This is a genomic window from Chlamydiota bacterium (genome assembly GCA_012729785.1).
Taxonomy (GTDB): domain Bacteria; phylum Auribacterota; class Tritonobacteria; order UBA1439; family UBA1439; genus UBA1439.
In genome coordinates this window covers 21479-36448 of record JAAYCL010000036.1, presented here as the reverse complement: position 1 = coordinate 36448, position 14970 = coordinate 21479, and the positions used below count along the sequence as shown (strand labels likewise).

The 14970-nt window shown below is 67.3% G+C and carries 13 protein-coding genes; 6 read left to right on the top strand and 7 right to left on the bottom strand.

The genetic code is table 11. The features are described from left to right. Nucleotides 1-2 precede the first annotated feature (2 nt). Together GXY35_08375 and GXY35_08370 are read right to left on the bottom strand one after the other, a co-directional pair. Nucleotides 3-1556 (bottom strand): ABC transporter ATP-binding protein, encoded by a 1554-nt coding sequence (locus tag GXY35_08375; GenBank protein ID NLW94591.1) that lies wholly within the window; start codon nt 1554-1556, stop codon nt 3-5. Nucleotides 1557-1772: 216 nt separating this feature from the next. Then, nucleotides 1773-2762 (bottom strand): BMP family ABC transporter substrate-binding protein, encoded by a 990-nt coding sequence (locus GXY35_08370; GenBank protein ID NLW94590.1) that lies wholly within the window; start codon nt 2760-2762, stop codon nt 1773-1775. Nucleotides 2763-2954: 192 nt separating this feature from the next. Here GXY35_08370 and fdrA point away from each other — a divergent pair, with 192 nt between their 5' ends. The 3 genes from fdrA to GXY35_08355 are packed head-to-tail and all read left to right on the top strand — an operon-like array spanning nt 2955 to nt 7638. Next, nucleotides 2955-4490, top strand: coding sequence for an acyl-CoA synthetase FdrA (fdrA, locus tag GXY35_08365; protein NLW94589.1), 1536 nt, complete (start codon nt 2955-2957; stop codon nt 4488-4490). Nucleotides 4491-4524: 34 nt separating this feature from the next. Next, entirely contained in the window at nt 4525-5949 is a 1425-nt protein-coding gene (locus tag GXY35_08360; GenBank protein ID NLW94588.1) for a DUF1116 domain-containing protein, read from the top strand. 27 nt (nt 5950-5976) lie between these two features. After that, complete coding sequence (locus GXY35_08355; GenBank protein NLW94587.1) at nt 5977-7638, top strand: malonate decarboxylase subunit alpha; 1662 nt, start codon at nt 5977-5979, stop codon at nt 7636-7638. Between the two features lie 231 nt (nt 7639-7869). Here GXY35_08355 and GXY35_08350 read toward each other — a convergent pair whose 3' ends face one another. The 5 genes from GXY35_08350 to GXY35_08330 all read right to left on the bottom strand — a co-directional run bounded on the left by GXY35_08350 (nt 7870) and on the right by GXY35_08330 (nt 12148). Continuing rightward, on the bottom strand, nt 7870-8601 hold the full coding sequence (locus GXY35_08350; protein NLW94586.1) for a transposase: 732 nt from the start codon (nt 8599-8601) through the stop codon (nt 7870-7872). 142 nt (nt 8602-8743) lie between these two features. After that, nucleotides 8744-9628: a carbon-nitrogen hydrolase family protein gene (locus tag GXY35_08345; GenBank protein ID NLW94585.1), complete on the bottom strand. Its 885-nt coding sequence runs from the start codon at nt 9626-9628 to the stop codon at nt 8744-8746. Continuing rightward, nucleotides 9625-10374, bottom strand: a complete 750-nt coding sequence (locus GXY35_08340) for a nucleoside phosphorylase (protein NLW94584.1) — start codon at nt 10372-10374, stop codon at nt 9625-9627. Before GXY35_08340 ends, GXY35_08345 begins: the two co-directional genes overlap by 4 nt. Before the next feature lie 83 nt (nt 10375-10457). Continuing rightward, the gene (locus GXY35_08335) at nt 10458-11228 is read right to left on the bottom strand and encodes a cyclase family protein (protein ID NLW94583.1); all 771 of its coding nucleotides are present in this window, start codon (nt 11226-11228) and stop codon (nt 10458-10460) included. Then, nucleotides 11225-12148, bottom strand: a complete 924-nt coding sequence (locus tag GXY35_08330; protein ID NLW94582.1) for a DUF2877 domain-containing protein — start codon at nt 12146-12148, stop codon at nt 11225-11227. The genes GXY35_08335 and GXY35_08330 overlap by 4 nt, the downstream gene beginning before the upstream one ends. A gap of 130 nt (nt 12149-12278) precedes the next feature. Between GXY35_08330 and GXY35_08325 the strand changes: the two genes are divergently transcribed. The 3 genes from GXY35_08325 to GXY35_08315 all read left to right on the top strand — a co-directional run bounded on the left by GXY35_08325 (nt 12279) and on the right by GXY35_08315 (nt 14829). Beyond that, entirely contained in the window at nt 12279-12602 is a 324-nt protein-coding gene (locus tag GXY35_08325) for a hypothetical protein (GenBank protein NLW94581.1), read from the top strand. Between the two features lie 171 nt (nt 12603-12773). Then, nucleotides 12774-13610 (top strand): acyltransferase, encoded by an 837-nt coding sequence (locus GXY35_08320; GenBank protein ID NLW94580.1) that lies wholly within the window; start codon nt 12774-12776, stop codon nt 13608-13610. A 145-nt stretch (nt 13611-13755) separates the two neighbouring features. After that, nucleotides 13756-14829, top strand: a complete 1074-nt coding sequence (locus GXY35_08315) for an SGNH/GDSL hydrolase family protein (protein ID NLW94579.1) — start codon at nt 13756-13758, stop codon at nt 14827-14829. Nucleotides 14830-14970: the final 141 nt, after the last annotated feature.

The window sequence follows — 14970 nt, the reverse complement described above, 5'->3', positions numbered from 1 at the left end:
TCTCATCGCGTCCCCTCCCGCACGCCCGCCATCAGCATGCCGATGCGATCGCGGTCGATCTCCCCCCTCGGGCAGACGCGCAGGAGCTCCCCCCGGTAGATCACCCCGATCGTGTCGGCGAGCAGGAGTATCTCGTCGAGGTCCTCGGAGATGAGCAGCACCGCCGCGCCGCGGTCCCTCTCATCGAGAAGCCTCCGATGGACAAACGCCGCGGCCCCCACATCGAGCCCCCGCACCGGCTGGGCGGCGAGGATGAGCGACGGGCGGGGATCCAGCGCCCGCGCGAGGATCGCCTTCTGGATGTTCCCCCCGGAGAGGGTGCGCAGTTCGATCTCAATCGAGTGCGCCGCGATACGGTACTCCGCGACAAGGCGCTCGGCGCACGCGTCGATCTCCCCCGGCACCTGTCGGTACCGTTTCGAGAACGGGGCGAGGTGGTACCGCTCCAGGATCAGGTTCTGCTTCAGGGACAGGTCGAGTATCGCCCCGGTCTCCATCCGGTCCTCCGGGATCCTCCCGACCCCGCGCATCGCGAGCCGGCGCGGCGTCGCCCCGCGCATCCCGACGCCGCGCAGGAGGAATTCGCCCCCCGAGGCGGGGCGCAGGCCCGAGAGGATCTCCGCCAGCTCGCGCTGGCCGTTCCCGGAGACCCCGGCGAGGCCGACGATCTCCCCCTCCCGGACGGTGAACGAAACGCCCCTGAGGGCCTCGTGCCCCTGCGCGCCGCGCGCCCGCAGCCCCCTGACATCGAGGACCGGCCGCCCCGGCTTCCGCGCGGCGCGCCGCGACGGCGCCGGCGTCTCCCGCCCCATCATGGCCGCCGCGAGCGCCCGGACGTCTGTGCGCCGGGTGTCGGTGTCGAGGACGACCCGCCCCCCGCGCAGCACCGTCACGCGATCGGAGACCGCCATCACCTCCTCGAGCTTGTGGCTGATGAGGACGATCCCCGCCCCACCGCGTTTCAGCGATTCGATGACGCCGAACAGCTCCGCCGCCTCGCCCGGCGTGAGGACCGCGGTCGGCTCGTCGAGGACGAGGATCTCCGCCCCGCCCGCGAGGGCCTTGAGGATCTCGACCCGCTGGCGCTCCCCGACGGAGAGTTCCCCCACCCTCCCCGTCGGGTCGACCCGGATGCCGTACCGGTCGGAGATATCCCGGACGCGCCGCTCCACTCCCGCCAGGTCTAGGAGGACGCCGCGGCGGGCGGGCGGGGCGCAGAGGGCGATGTTCTCGGCGACTGTGAGCTCGGAGACGAGGGTGAAATGCTGGTGCACCATGCCGATCCCGAGAGAGATGGCGTGCCTCGGGGATCTGATGCAGGCGGGGCGCCCCCTGACTGCCAGTCGCCCCGCGTCGGGCGTGTAGAGTCCGTAGAGGATCTTGACGAGCGTGGATTTCCCCGCCCCATTCTCGCCGAGGAGGGCGAGCACCTCCCCTTTGCGCAGGGTGAGATCGACGCGATCGTTGACCGCCCTGCCGTAGAACCGCTTGACAATCCCCCGCATCTCCACAAGATATTCGGGGTCGGACCACGATATCTTATTGTTCTGCAACATGTTAGGTATATTTCATGCGCTAAAAAGGGCCTTAGAAGCGATTTTGGGGCCTGTTTTCAGCCTCTAAGGGATCTATCGGCTTATGCGCATCGGTGTATATTCCCCTTAGAATGCATTTTCAGGGTTAAAAATCGCTTCTAAGGCCGTTTGTAAGGCCTGGATTAGTCCTAACATATACAGCTGCAATCAGATACCGTGGTCCGCCCCCAACAGTTGTCAATCCGACACGGGGATCTGCTCATCGACCGGGACGGTGAAGCGGCCCTCCAGGATCTCGCGCTGTTTCTCCGCGACCATCTGGAGGATCTCGGAGGAGAGCTTCTTCTCGAAGTCGTGGTACGGGGCGAGCGAGGCGCCGCCCTTCCGCATCATCGTCCATTCTGCGAAGTCCTGCGCGATCCACCTCCCGCCCCTGACCCGGCCGATCGCCTCGCGCACGGTGGGCCACATGTCCCAGACCGGCCCGGTCACGACGGTGTCGGGGGCGAGCGCCGCCTGCGGCTGCATGTTGCTGAAGGCGAGGAGGCCCTTCTCGCGGCACGCCTCGATCACGCCGTAGCGCTCCCCGAAGAAAACGTCCGCGCCGAGCGCGGCCTGCGCGAAGACCGCCTCCTTGGCTTTCGGCGGGTCGAACCAGGAGTTGATGAAGACGACCTTCCGCCTGATCTGGGGATTCACCGAACGGGCGCCGGAGAAGAATGCGTTCAGCAGCCGGTTCACCTCCGGGACCGAGTAGCCCCCCACCGCGCCGATGCAGTTCGTCTTCGTGAGTCTCCCGGCGATCATCCCCGAGAGGTAGGCGGGCTCGTGGATCCAGTTGTCGAAGACGGAGAAGTTGGGGGCCTGGGGCTTGAGGCCGGATCCGAACAGAAAGGCGGTCTTGGGAGAATCCTTCGCCGCGCGGCGCACCGCCTCCTCGGACCCGAACGCGTCGCCCATGACCAGGTCGAAGCCGCGCCCTGCGAACTCCCGCACCACCCGCTCGAAATCGGGGTTCGCGACCGACTCGGCCCACTCGTAGTGCACCCCGAGTTCCCTCTTCGCGCGCAGCAGCGCCTGGTGGATGCACCCGTCCCACGGCTCCTCGATCGGCGTCGCGAAGACCGCGGCGACCCTCGTCTTCCCCGCATCGCTCGGCGCCTCCCCCCCGCAGCCGGCGAGCGCCGCGGCGAGGACGGCAACGATCGAACCCGCCCCGCACCTCATCGTCGCACCTCCCCCGAAAGGCCGCACCGCCCCCCCGGGGGGGACGGCGGGCGCTGCGCCTCCCCTCCGGCGACGGCGTGTGCGCGTAGTATAACACAGGCCGCCGCGGCTAGGTCACGAAGCCAGTTTACGCTTGCGCAAATTCCACCGTTTTTCCTATACTCCGGCCGTCCTTTCAGAGGGGAGGCAGGGATGCTCCGGAACATCGTGATACCCAACCGCTACGTGGACTCGGTGATGCTGATGTCCATCGCGGCCCGCGCGAAGGAGGCGTCGGGCGCCGGCGAGGTTTCGGCGATGATGGGGACCGACGCCAACAAGGAGCTCCTCGCCGCCTCCGGCGTCCTCGACGACGCCGGGGCCGCCGCCGGGCCGATGGATCTGATCATCGCCGTCCGCGCCGAGGATGAGGCCCGCGCGGAGAGCGCCGCGGCCGCGGTACAGGAGTTCCTCCTCTCCCGCCCCCAGGCCGCGCCCGGCGACGCGCAGGCGGCCCCGCCCTCCCTCGCCGCGGCCGCCAGGGCGCTGCCCGAGGCGAACCTCGTCTTCATCTCCGTTCCCGGCCCCTACGCGCGCCGCGAGGCCGAGGCGGCGCTCGACCGCGGGATGCACGTGATGATCTTCAGCGACAATGTGCCGATCGAGGACGAGGTCGCCCTGAAACGGAAAGCCGACCGGCTCGGCCTCATCGTGATGGGGCCCGACTGCGGCACGGCGATCATCGGCGGCGTCGCGCTCGGCTTCGCCAACGTCGTGAACCGCGGCCCCGTCGGCATCGTCGGGGCGGCCGGCACCGGGATCCAGGAGGTGAGCTGCATCGTTTCGAACCGCGGCCTCGGGATCAGCCACGCCATCGGGCTCGGCGGGCGCGACCTGGGGAAGGAGGTGGGCGGCATCAGCATGTGCAGGGGCATCGACCTCCTCGACGCGGACCCCGCCACGAAGCTGATCGTCCTCGTCTCCAAGCCCCCCGACCGGTCGGTCGCGGCCAGGGTCCTCGACCATGCGGCGAAATGTGCCACGCCGGCGATCGTCTGTTTCATGAATGGCGACCCGGCCGAGGTGGAGGCGCGCGGCCTCCGCTTCTGCCCCACGCTCGAGTCGGCGGCGCTCGCCGCGGTCGAGGCAGCGGGCGGGAAGGCGCCTCCCCGCGCAGGTATTTCTGACGCCTTCGCGCGGCGGGCGGAGAAGACGCGCCGGATGCTCGATCCCGGGCAGCGGTACATCCGAGGCCTCTTCTCCGGCGGCACGCTCACCGACGAGGCGCTCCTCGTGCTGAACGAGTCGGTGGGCCGTTGCCGGTCGAACACGCCGCTCGTCCCGGAGATGAAGCTCGCGGACGCCGCCGTGAGCGTGGGGCACTGCCTCGTCGATCTCGGCGACGACGAATTCACCCGGGGGCGGCCGCACCCGATGATCGATTTCACACTGCGATGCGAGCGGATCGTACGGGAGGCGGGAGATCCGGAAACCGCGCTGATCCTCTTCGACGTCGTGCTCGGATACGGCGCGCACCCCGACCCCGCGGGGGCGCTCGTCCCGGCGATCGAGGCGGCGCAGGCCCGCGCGGGGAAGAGGCGGATCGCGTTCGTCGCCTCCGTCACCGGCACCGACGCCGACCCGCAGTGTCGCTCCCGCCAGCGCGCCGCGCTCGAACAGGCGGGCGTCATCGTAACGGAGACCAATGCGGAGGCGGCGCGTCTCGCGGGCCTCATCGTCTCCCGCTGACCCGGGCGCACGGCGCCCATAGGATGGAACACGGATGAACAGACAGACCGCCGGCAACCTCCTCGAAGGGAAGCCCGCCGTCATCGGCATGGGGCTCGAGTCGTTCACCGCGGCGATCCTCCAACAGGGGGCGCGCGCGATCCACGTGGACTGGAAGCCGCCCGCGGGCGGCGACCCCGAATCCCTGGCCTTCCTCGACTCCCTGGCCCCGATCGCCGAGGCCATCAAAAAGTCCAACGACCGGGCCGTCGAGATCATGCTCGGCGCCCAGCCGGTCCTTGTGGACATCCGGCCCGCGCGCGAGGTGATCCCGGGGATGACCGACCGCACCATCCTGCACGCCGGCCCCCCGATCGCGTGGGAGGCGATGTGCGGGCCGATGCGCGGGGCCGTCGCCGGCGCCCTCGTCTACGAGGGGAAGGCGCGCGACATCGCGGAGGCCGAACGGCTCGCCGGGAGCGGCAAGATCGACTTCTCCCCCTGCCATCACCACTCCGCCGTCGGCCCGATGGCGGGGGTCGTCTCCCCCTCGATGTGGGTCTTCTGCGTCCGGAATGAGACCGCGGGGAACACCGCCTACACGACGCTCAACGAGGGGCTCGGCAAGGTGCTCCGTTTCGGCGCCAACGATCCGGAGGTGCTCGCGCGCCTGAAGTGGATGGAGACCGTCCTCGCGCCGGCGCTCGCGGAGGCGGTGCGGCGCGCGGGGGGGATCAACCTCAAGTCCCTCATGGCGCAGGCGCTGATGATGGGCGACGAGTGCCACAACCGGAACGTCGCCGGGACGAGCCTCTTCCTGCGCCTCATCACCCCGCACCTGTTGGCGACCGGCATCGACAAGAAGACGGCGGCGGAGATCTTCTCCTTCATCACCGGCAACGACCATTTCTTCCTCAACCTGACGATGCCCGCCTCGAAGGCGACCGCGGACGCGGTGAAGGGGCTCGAGGGATCGACGATCGTCTGCGCGATGGCGCGCAACGGCGTCGAGATCGGGATCCGCGTCGCGGGGCTCGGGGACCGGTGGTTCACCGCCCCCGCCGGGGAGCCGAAGGGGCTCTACTTCCCGGGCTTCACCGCCGCCGACGGCTGCCGGGACCTCGGCGACAGCACCATCACGGAGACGGGCGCGGTCGGGGCGATGGCGATGGCGGCGGCGCCGGCGATCGTGAAGTTCGTCGGCGGGTCCCCCGCCGACGCGGTCCGCTACACCCGCGAGATGTACGAGATCACCTGGGCGGAACACCGCGACTTTCTGCTCCCCACGCTCGACTTCCGCGGCACCCCGGCGGGGGTGGATATCCGCAAGGTGGTCGAGACCGGCATCACCCCGGTCATCAACACCGGCGTCGCCCACCGGAAGCCGGGGATCGGCCAGATCGGCGCGGGGCTGCTCCGGGCCGATCCGGACCTCTTTCGCCGGGCCCTCGCGGCGTTCGCCGAGCGATACGCCCCCTGAGCGCCGTCCAAGGAGATCCTGCAGGAGATGACCCCGAAAGACTACCGCACGCTCGCCCGCGACCGTGAACAACGCCTCGCCGCCGCCCGCCCGCTCCTCGCGGGAGGCGCCAAGATCGTCCCCCCCGCCAACGCCGCGGGGCTGCTCTACGCGGTGCTGCGCCCCGGCGACCGGGTGACTATCGAGGGCGACAACCAGAAGCAGGCGGCGTTCCTGGCCGCGACGCTCGCGGGCCTCGACCCGGCCAGGATCAACCGCCTCCACATGGTCCAGTCGTCGATCGTCCTGCCGGAACATGTCGCGGTCTTCGACCGCGGTATCGCCGAGAAGCTCGACTTCGCCTTCTCGGGGCCCCAGGCCAAGGAGATCGCCCGGATCGCAAACGAGAAGAAGGTGAAGATCGGCGCCATCCACACCTACCTCGAGCTGTACGGCCGCTACTTCGTGGACCTCACCCCGCGCGTCGCGCTCGTGGCGGCGGAACTCGCCGACGCCGACGGGAACCTCTACACCGGCTACAACACCGAGGAGACGCCGACGATCGTGGAGGCCGCGGCGTTCCGGCAGGGGATCGTCATCGCGCAGGTGCGGGAGATCGTTTCGCGGCTCCCGCGCGTGGATATCCCGGGGGACCGGGTCGACTACGTCATCCCCTGCGGCAGTTCGCCCTACATCGAGCCGCTCTTCACGCGCGACCCGGCCAAGATCACCCAGCTCCAGATCCTCATCGGGATGCTCGCCATGAAGGGGATCTACGCCCCGTACATGGTCGGGAGCCTGAACCACGGGATCGGCTACACGACCTGCGGGATCGAGCTCCTGCTCCCCACCTACGGCGAAACGCTCGGCCTCAAGGGGAAGGCGTGTACGCACTGGATCCTCAATCCCCACCCCACCCTCATCCCGGCGATCGAGGCGGGATTCGTCAAGAGCGTCCACTCGTTCGGGAGCGAGCCGGGGATGGAGGGGTACATCCGCGAGCGCAGCGACATCTTCTTCAACGGCCGCGACGGCAGCCTGCGCTCCAACCGCCTGCTCTCGCAGGTGGCCGGGATCTACGCCAGCGACATGTTCGTCGGGATGACGCTCCAGATCGACGAAAACGGGAACAGCTCGACCGCCACGATGAGCCGCATCGCGGGCTTCGGAGGCGCCCCCAACCTCGGGAGCAACGCGCGGGGGAGGCGGCACGTGAGCGACTCCTGGCTGAAGGCGGGAGCCGAGGACGAGGGGTCGATCCGCAGCGCCGGGGGGCTCGCGCGCGGCCGGAAGCTCGTGGTTCAGCTCACCCCCACCGTGAGCGAGAAGAAGGGGATTCCGGTGTTCATCGAGCACCTCGACGCCGAGAAGCTCCACACGCAGGGGCTCTTCCCCCTCCCCCCCGTGATGCTCTACGGCGACGAGATCACGCACATCGTCACGGAGAAGGGGATCGCCGTGCTCCACCGCTGCCCGGACATATCCGTCCGCCGGGCCGCCATCCGCTCCGTCGCCGGGGACACCCCGCTGGGCAGGAAGGAGAAGAAAGCGGAGACAGAGCGTTTGCGGGCCGAAAAGATCGTCCTCTACCCCGAGGACATCGGCCTCAAACCTGCAGACGCACGGCACGACCTTCTCGCCGCCGAGACGATCGACGACCTCGTGAAGGCCTCCGGGGGCCTCTACAAACCCCCCGCCTGCTTCCTGTAGACGTTGTATACAACTCTCTCTGCCGAAATATGATAAGGATCTAAACGCCGCCGGAAGCAACGGACGCCGGATAGATTCCCCGCACTGAATTGAAGAGCAACAGCAGGGGACTCCGGAGCGGCTCCTCCACTATGGTTTGGGGTCGGACCACGATATCTATCACGACAAGAACGTGTTACAGCATTTTTAGGCCCTAAAAAGGGCCTTAGAAGCGATTTTGACCCCTAAAAATCAAGTGTAAGGGCGCTTCTTCTCCTTGATACTCCAAATATCCGCTCCCGCAAATGTCTCGTCTTTCGTGGAATAGGTTCTCATGCGGGGGATGCGTTTCTTCATGGCGGCCACAAAAGCCCTGTCTCCAACCGCAAGACTTTCAGTCCACACAGGCCGGCGTTTCATATCTCCCGCGGCACTATGCAGCGCTATATCTTCCCTGTAAAATTTTCTTGCGTTCTCGACGTCAGAAAAGCCGAGCATTACAAGGAGCGTGGGTATATCCAGGATCCGGTATCTTACCCGAAGCCCCATGAACTCGCTGTAGCCGCACCATACCCATTCGCTGGGGTGTAGAACGACCCCGGCACGCATCATGTTTAAGTCTATGTAACGCAGGCAATTCCAAAGAGATCTGCCATTCTGAATCATTGTGCAGAAATATCGGTCCTCCCAGAATGCGCCCTTCCGTTTTTTCCTCGTATTGTATTGCTGGGCGCTCCGCCCTTCCACGAACTGCATGAAACGGCTGATCGAATGAGGGCGGAGGCAGCACACTATCAAGTGGATATGGTTGCGCGTAATGCAGTAGCCGAGTATGGATACTTTATACCGATGGGCCGCTTCGCGCAGGCATGCTCTGTAATAGTTGCGATCCACGGAAAACTTCAGAAGGAAGGAGCGGTTGTGACATCGATGCGTGATATGATACAGATGCCCTGGCAGGATATACCTGCTCGCGCGTGGCATAGCGCACCCCCTCTAGAGCGAGTGCTTATACGCTGAAAACAGGGGCAAAAAACGCGTCTAAGGCCTTTTTTAAGCTTTTGATTCAACCTAACTCATGCGACGCCAATAAGATAACGTGGTCCGACCCCGATGCCCCGATACTTCAGTATTTAATGCGCCGGGCGGGCTTGAAGCGGCTCCGGGCGGGGGCAAGAACGCCGTCGTAGGCGGCGAGATTGCGGTCCTCGAGGTGGTCGAAGCACATCGGCGCCGTGCTCCCGTAGGTCAGGTGCCGGATCGGGTCCGGGTCGAGCTCCGCGAAGATGATCTCCTCCCCTCCCCTCGCCTGCGCCAGCTTCCTGGCGATCGGGCTCACGATCATGCTGCCGCCGGAGTAGTGGTTGCCGGCCGCGTCGAAGCCGACGGCGTTCACCGCGACCCAGTAGACGTGGTTGTCGTAGGCGCGGGCGCAGTTGGTGATCTCCCAGATGTCGAAGCTCCGCATGAACGCCGACGGCCGGACGACGATCTCCGCCCCCTTCACGGCAAGCAGGCGGACGAGCTCCGGGAAATCCCCGTCGTAGCATATGACCATCCCGACCGCGCCGATCTTTGTCTCGTAGACCTCCGCGGAGACGCCCGGGGTCGTCCACCCGCCGCCCGCGAGCCGCTCGGTGGGAAACGGGTGCGTCTTCCGGTAGACCCCGATGATCTTCCCGTCGGGGCCGATGAGGGCGGCGCTGTTGTAGACGATCCCCGGCTTCTCCCCCCGCTCGTAGGTGGGCCAGACGATGTGGACGCGGTGCCGGCGGGCGAGCCGCTGCATCTCCGCCGTCAGGCGGCCGGGGATGCGGTCCACGAGGCGATGCAGCTCGCGCGGGGAAAGGGCCGGGGCGAAGCCGGTCGTCACCGATTCGGGGAAGACCACGAGGTCCGGTCGCGCCTCCGCGCACGCCCGGCGGAGCCACGCCGCCGCCTTCGCGATGTTGGCGGCGGGGTCGTTGGGGTGCACGGCGATCTGCACGCCCGCGGCGACGATGCGCTTCATTTCGAATCCCGCGCGGCGATGATGCGGATCGCCTCGATTGCCGTGGCGATCATCTCATCGATCCCGACCTTCTTGACGATCATCTCGCCAGAGTAGGTGGAGCCGATGACCGCGAGGATCTCCGCGGCGCGGAGTTTTCGGATCATCGCGACGCTGAAGATCGCGGACGATTCCATCGAGGAGGCGAGCACGTTGGCCTTCTGGTACGCCTTCCACTCGCGCTGGATCTCCTCGTAGCGCGGCAGCGTCGGGTCGTCCTCCTCGGTGTAAAAGGCGTCCTTCGTCTGCGTCACGCCGAGATGGGCGCGGTGGCCGAGCTTGCGCGCCGCCTCCCAGAGGGCCATCGTGAGGTGGAAATCCGACACCGCGGGCACGGAGCGCGGCAGGTACTGCCGCGAGGTCCCGTCGTCGCGCACCGTCGCGGTGGAGATCACCAGATCGCCGAGGGCCACGTTCATCTGGAGCGCCCCCGCGGTCCCGACCCTGATGAAGGTGTCGGCGCCGATGCGGGCGAGCTCCTCGACCGCGATCGCCGCCGAGGGGCAGCCGATCCCCGTGGAGGTCACGGAGACCCGCACCCCGTCCACCTCGCCGGTATAGGTGGTGTACTCCCTGTTCTGCGCCACCATGGCCGCGTTCTTCAGATGCGCCGCGATCACCGGCACGCGCCCGGGATCGCCGGGGAGCAGGACATACCGTCCGACGTCGCCGGGGCCGCAGTCGATATGGTGCTGCTTCTTGCTCATCGTGGATCCTCCTTCTCTCGCACGCCTCCGTCCGCGCCATGTCCCCCCGCTCGGGGAAGGAGTGGAACGGATCAGGGGGCCCGCTACTTCATGTCGAACGCCACGATGCGGCAGATCGACGACTCCCCGCCGACCCAGCGCCAGGGGAAGCAGCCGATGACCATCCGGCGGTTCAGCACCTTGTCGATCTCCCCGCCGAGATTCTCGGCGTGGATGATGTCCTGCGGGAAGAGGTCGATGTGCATCAGCTGGTAATGGTCTGGCGGGAACAGGTCGTCGATGGACTTGCCGTACCTCTTCTGGAAGTACGCCTCGCACTCGGCGGCCTGCTTCGGCATCCACTCGCGTATCTTCGTGTTCATCGGGTGGTCCGCCGAGCCGCAGTCGACCCCGATCCACTTGAACTTCATCTGCTGGCACCAGCGCGAGAACTCCCGCTGCGGGCCCGGGTGCTTCACCATGTAGCGGACCTCGTCGGCCGCAGGCTGGTCCCACGCGTACCGATGGTACCCGGTGTTGATGATCAGGATATCGCCCTTCCGCACCTCGACCCGGTCGGTGATCTGCTTGGAGGTGTAGATGCCGTAGTCCTCGGCGATGTCGCTCAGGTCCACGATCACGCCGTCGCTCACGAGCTCCTCGAGCGGGATCGAAGCGATGTCGCGGCCGTGCGTGCAGAAGTGCAGGGAGCCGTCGAGGTGGGTGCCCACGTGGTTGGAGTGCGTCACGAGCTGTCCGTTGGCGCCGTTGGGAGCGAGGCGCTTGAAGAACTTCACCTGCAGCGGCTCGTAGGTCGGCCAGGCGGGGGTGAGGTCGCTCAGCGGCTGCGTCAGATCGTACATCTTCAGTTTCATAACCCCTCCTTTTCGCGGCGGGACAGGACGAGAAACCCCAGCGCGACGCCGAAGACCAGGTCCGCGCCCGACGTGGCTCCACAGTGTAGCATCCGAACCGCCGCCTCCGCCACCGTTTTCTCGCCGCCGCCGCGCACCGCCTCGAGAAGATTTTTCGGCCGCTCCGCGAAGCGCCCGCGCGCCGCCGCCCGCAGGAAATGCCGGGAGACGGGGGTGGTACGGCTTCCCGCCTCCTCGACCGACACGGCGACCGCCGCGAGCGCGCCGCGCGCCCACGCCCCGTGGCGCCGGTCCCCGGAGAAGAGTCGAAGCGTCCCGGCGAGACCGGCGAGCAGATCGTCGCAGGAGGGGGTGAGCCCGTCCCCGAGGCCGACGAGGGCGGACGCGGCGGCCGCGACCCCGCTCCCCGCCGCGAGGGCGTCCGCGAGCAGGCGGACCCTCCGCTCGACCGTGCCGCACCCGCGCGGCGTCCCCCCCGCGGCGATCGCGGCGAGATCGCCGATGAGCGCGCCGAGCGCCCCCGCGGGACGCCCCGCCTGCGCGATTTCGAGCGCCGCATCCGCCCGCTCCCGGGCACCATTTCGTAACGGGAGGATTCGCAATTCGGCATCCCACGCCGTGGCCCCCTCCGTTTCGATCCCCAGCCGCCCCCCGCCGACGACCAGGAGCGACCCTGCCGCCTCCCACGGCTCGCCCGGGACCACCGCACCCGGCCCCGCGGCAAACGAGGAGACGCCCGGCACGACGACAAACCCGGGGCCGTTGCCGGCCTCCTCTCCCGCAAGGACAACCAGCCGCCCGTCCTGCGCCGCCAGATACGCCGCCTTCCGGTGCGTGGAGAGAACCTCGCCGCGACGCCCCCCGCGGCGGAGCGCACCTGCAAGTTCGCGATCGATCGACGCCGCCTGAATCGCTCTCACGGCGGCTATGGTACCTCACCGCCCCGGATTCCGCCACGGCCGGAGGCGTCGGGACCACAACCCTGTTGACATGAACGGTCAACCTGCTATCGTACATATGCGGGGCTCGCCTCCCCGCAAGGAGGCCGTTATGAAAGCCGTTTCCCTCTTCGTCGTCGCCCTGGCGCTCTTCGCGCTGCCGTCCGCGGGCGTTGCGCAGCCGCTCCCGGACGCCCCCGCGCAGGAGCTCGCCTCCCCGCCTCCGGCCGCCGAATCCGCTGAGGCCGTCGTCCCCGCTCCCCCCGCCGCGTCCGGGGACAGGGCGCCGGTGGCCAAGATATGGGACGGCACGAAGGAGCTCGGCTCCAGGACCGGGGAGTTCTTCACGGACGCCGCCAAGAAAACCGGTTCCTTCTTCGGCAACGGCGGCAAAAAGACAGGCGCCTTCTTCAAGGGCCTCTTCGTCAAGGAGTAACGCCGCATGCCGCGGCGTGACACGCCGGCGCATCCGACGTTCAGGCCCGGCGCGCCGTCCGCGGCGCGGTTGCACACGCACACCGGACAGGGGAGGATTCATGCGATGATCGTACGGGGTGGACTCATCCAGGCATCGAACGTCAAGGCCCCCACGGCGGACATCTCGAAGATGAAGCCCGCCGACGTCTCCAGGGAGCTAGCCGCGATCAAGGAGGCGATGGTGCGCAAGCACCTCGCCCGTATCGGCGAGGCCGCCAAACGCGGCGTGCAGGTCTGCTGCCTCCAGGAGATCTTCTTCGGCCCCTACTTCTGCAGCAAGCACGACAAGCGCTGGTACCGCACCGCCGAGCCGATCCCCGGCCCCACCGTCAAGCGCATGCAGGCCGCGGCGAAGAAGCACGGGATGGTTCTGGTCGTCCCCCTCTACGAGGTCACGATCACCGGCGTCTACTACAACACCGCCGCGGTGATCGACGCCGACGGGAAGCTCGTCGGGATCTACCGCAAGAACCATATCCCCAACGTCGAACCCGGTTTCTTAGAGAAATTTTATTTCAAGCCCGGCAATCTCGGCTACCCGGTATTCGAGACCGCCGTGGGGACGATCGGCGTCTACATCTGCTACGACCGGCACTTCCCCGAGGGGGCGCGCATCCTCGCCCTGCACGGGGCCTGGCTCATCCTCAACCCCTCCGCGACCGTCCGCGGCCTTTCCAGACACCTCTGGGAGCTCGAGCAGCCCGCGCACGCCGTGGCGAACGGGATCTACGTCGGCGCCGTCAACCGCGTCGGCGTCGAGGCCCCGTGGAACTTCGGCAAGTTCTACGGCGCCTCCTACTTCTGCGACCCGCGCGGCAAGATCATCGCACAGGGGGGAGAGGACCGCGACGAGATCGTCGTGGCGGACATGGACCTCGACCTGCTCAGGGAGGTCCGGGACGAATGGCAGTTCTTCCGCGACCGCCGTCCCGACACCTACGGCGACCTGGTGAAGCAGCTGCCGTAGCACGGCAGCAGCGGGGGGGGGACCCGTCGCCGCGTCCCTGTGCACCGCCGCCCCGCGCGCGAGCCTTGCGCGCGGGGGATCGCCCCGGGCAGCGGGGCCGGGGAGTGCACATCTCGCCATGAATGCGTTCACGGCCGGTAACCCAATGCAACATTGCGCGCGCGCGAAGATCTATGCACTGGCCATCTCCACGGTCGTCACCCTTGCCGCCGCGGAGGTGCTGCTGCGGGCATGTCACTACCACCGCTACGGCATTCCGTTCTCCTTCTCGGAATATTCCCGGTGCGATCCGGTGCTCGGCTGGCGGGGGAAGCTGGTATCAGAGGGGGCCTCCCCTCGCGCGCCGCGGATATTCGTCCTCGGCGACTCTTTCACCCAGGGCGTCGGCGTCCCAGAGGAGAAGCTGTACTACACCGTCCTCGGGCGCGCCCTCGGCGCCGGAATTTCCGCCTACAGCGCAAGCGGCTACGGGACCCTCCAGGAATACCTCGCGCTCGACCGGTACCTCGATCGGGTGAAGCCCGACCTAATCATACTGCAGGTGTGTTATAACGACTTCATCAACAACTCGTGGGACCTCGAACGCGCAAGCTACTTCAACAACAACCTCCTGATACGCCCCTACTGGGTGCACGGGAGGATCGAGTACCGCTTCCCACGGCGAGCGGGGGGGGTACGGGTGTTCCTGGCTTCGCATTCGAGGCTCTGCTCCGTGCTGATCACCCGATTGGAAAAAGCGCGCGCCCTGCTTGCACAGAACGGGATCCTGCACAGCGTCGAAGGGCCGATGGCACGGGGGATGGAGTATCCCGATTTCGCGCGCTCCGTCTCCGTCACCGAGGAGCTGATCGGGAAGATCAAGAGGCGGGCCGGGGCGACGCACGTCATCGCCTTCCCCGTGGACCTTCACCCCCCGTGCTTCGAACAGTTCAGCCGAATATTCGGTCGCGAGAAGATCCCCTTCATCGACGAGGTGCCCCTGCGGATACGGGAGGAGGAGCGCAGGGGCACCGTGCTGAAGCTGCCCGATGGGGCGCACTACAACGAGGCGGGGCACCGCATCTGCGGCGAGGTGCTGGCAGAGGCGATCCTCAAGAACGGATACCTGGTAAGACGTCCGCCCGCCGCCACCGTAAGGGACACTTATGGGGTGCTTTGTTATCCCCCCACCCCCTGCCTTCCGGCAGGCAGGCTCCCCCTCAAGGGGGAAGGGGAATAATGAGGGAGCACTCCTTAAGAAGTGCTCCCTTACCCGCCACTCCATAACGCACCCCCGAAAGCACCCCGACAACCCATAAACGACAACCCATAAACGACGACAACCCATAAAGCTCTGGCGCCTCCCCGCCGCATGATGCTA

Excerpts from the sequence above, each read along its gene's own strand:
- GXY35_08375 (NLW94591.1), bottom strand. The coding sequence starts at position 1,556 with ATGTTGCAGAACAATAAGATATCGTGGTCCGACCCCGAATATCTTGTG.
- GXY35_08360 (NLW94588.1), top strand. The coding sequence starts at position 4,525 with ATGAACAGACAGACCGCCGGCAACCTCCTCGAAGGGAAGCCCGCCGTC.
- fdrA (NLW94589.1), top strand. The coding sequence starts at position 2,955 with ATGCTCCGGAACATCGTGATACCCAACCGCTACGTGGACTCGGTGATG.
- GXY35_08335 (NLW94583.1), bottom strand. The coding sequence starts at position 11,228 with ATGAAACTGAAGATGTACGATCTGACGCAGCCGCTGAGCGACCTCACC.
- GXY35_08325 (NLW94581.1), top strand. The coding sequence starts at position 12,279 with ATGAAAGCCGTTTCCCTCTTCGTCGTCGCCCTGGCGCTCTTCGCGCTG.
- GXY35_08345 (NLW94585.1), bottom strand. The coding sequence starts at position 9,628 with ATGAAGCGCATCGTCGCCGCGGGCGTGCAGATCGCCGTGCACCCCAAC.
- GXY35_08315 (NLW94579.1), top strand. The coding sequence starts at position 13,756 with ATGCAACATTGCGCGCGCGCGAAGATCTATGCACTGGCCATCTCCACG.
- GXY35_08340 (NLW94584.1), bottom strand. The coding sequence starts at position 10,374 with ATGAGCAAGAAGCAGCACCATATCGACTGCGGCCCCGGCGACGTCGGA.
- GXY35_08355 (NLW94587.1), top strand. The coding sequence starts at position 5,977 with ATGACCCCGAAAGACTACCGCACGCTCGCCCGCGACCGTGAACAACGC.
- GXY35_08320 (NLW94580.1), top strand. The coding sequence starts at position 12,774 with ATGAAGCCCGCCGACGTCTCCAGGGAGCTAGCCGCGATCAAGGAGGCG.
- GXY35_08350 (NLW94586.1), bottom strand. The coding sequence starts at position 8,601 with ATGCCACGCGCGAGCAGGTATATCCTGCCAGGGCATCTGTATCATATC.
- GXY35_08370 (NLW94590.1), bottom strand. The coding sequence starts at position 2,762 with ATGAGGTGCGGGGCGGGTTCGATCGTTGCCGTCCTCGCCGCGGCGCTC.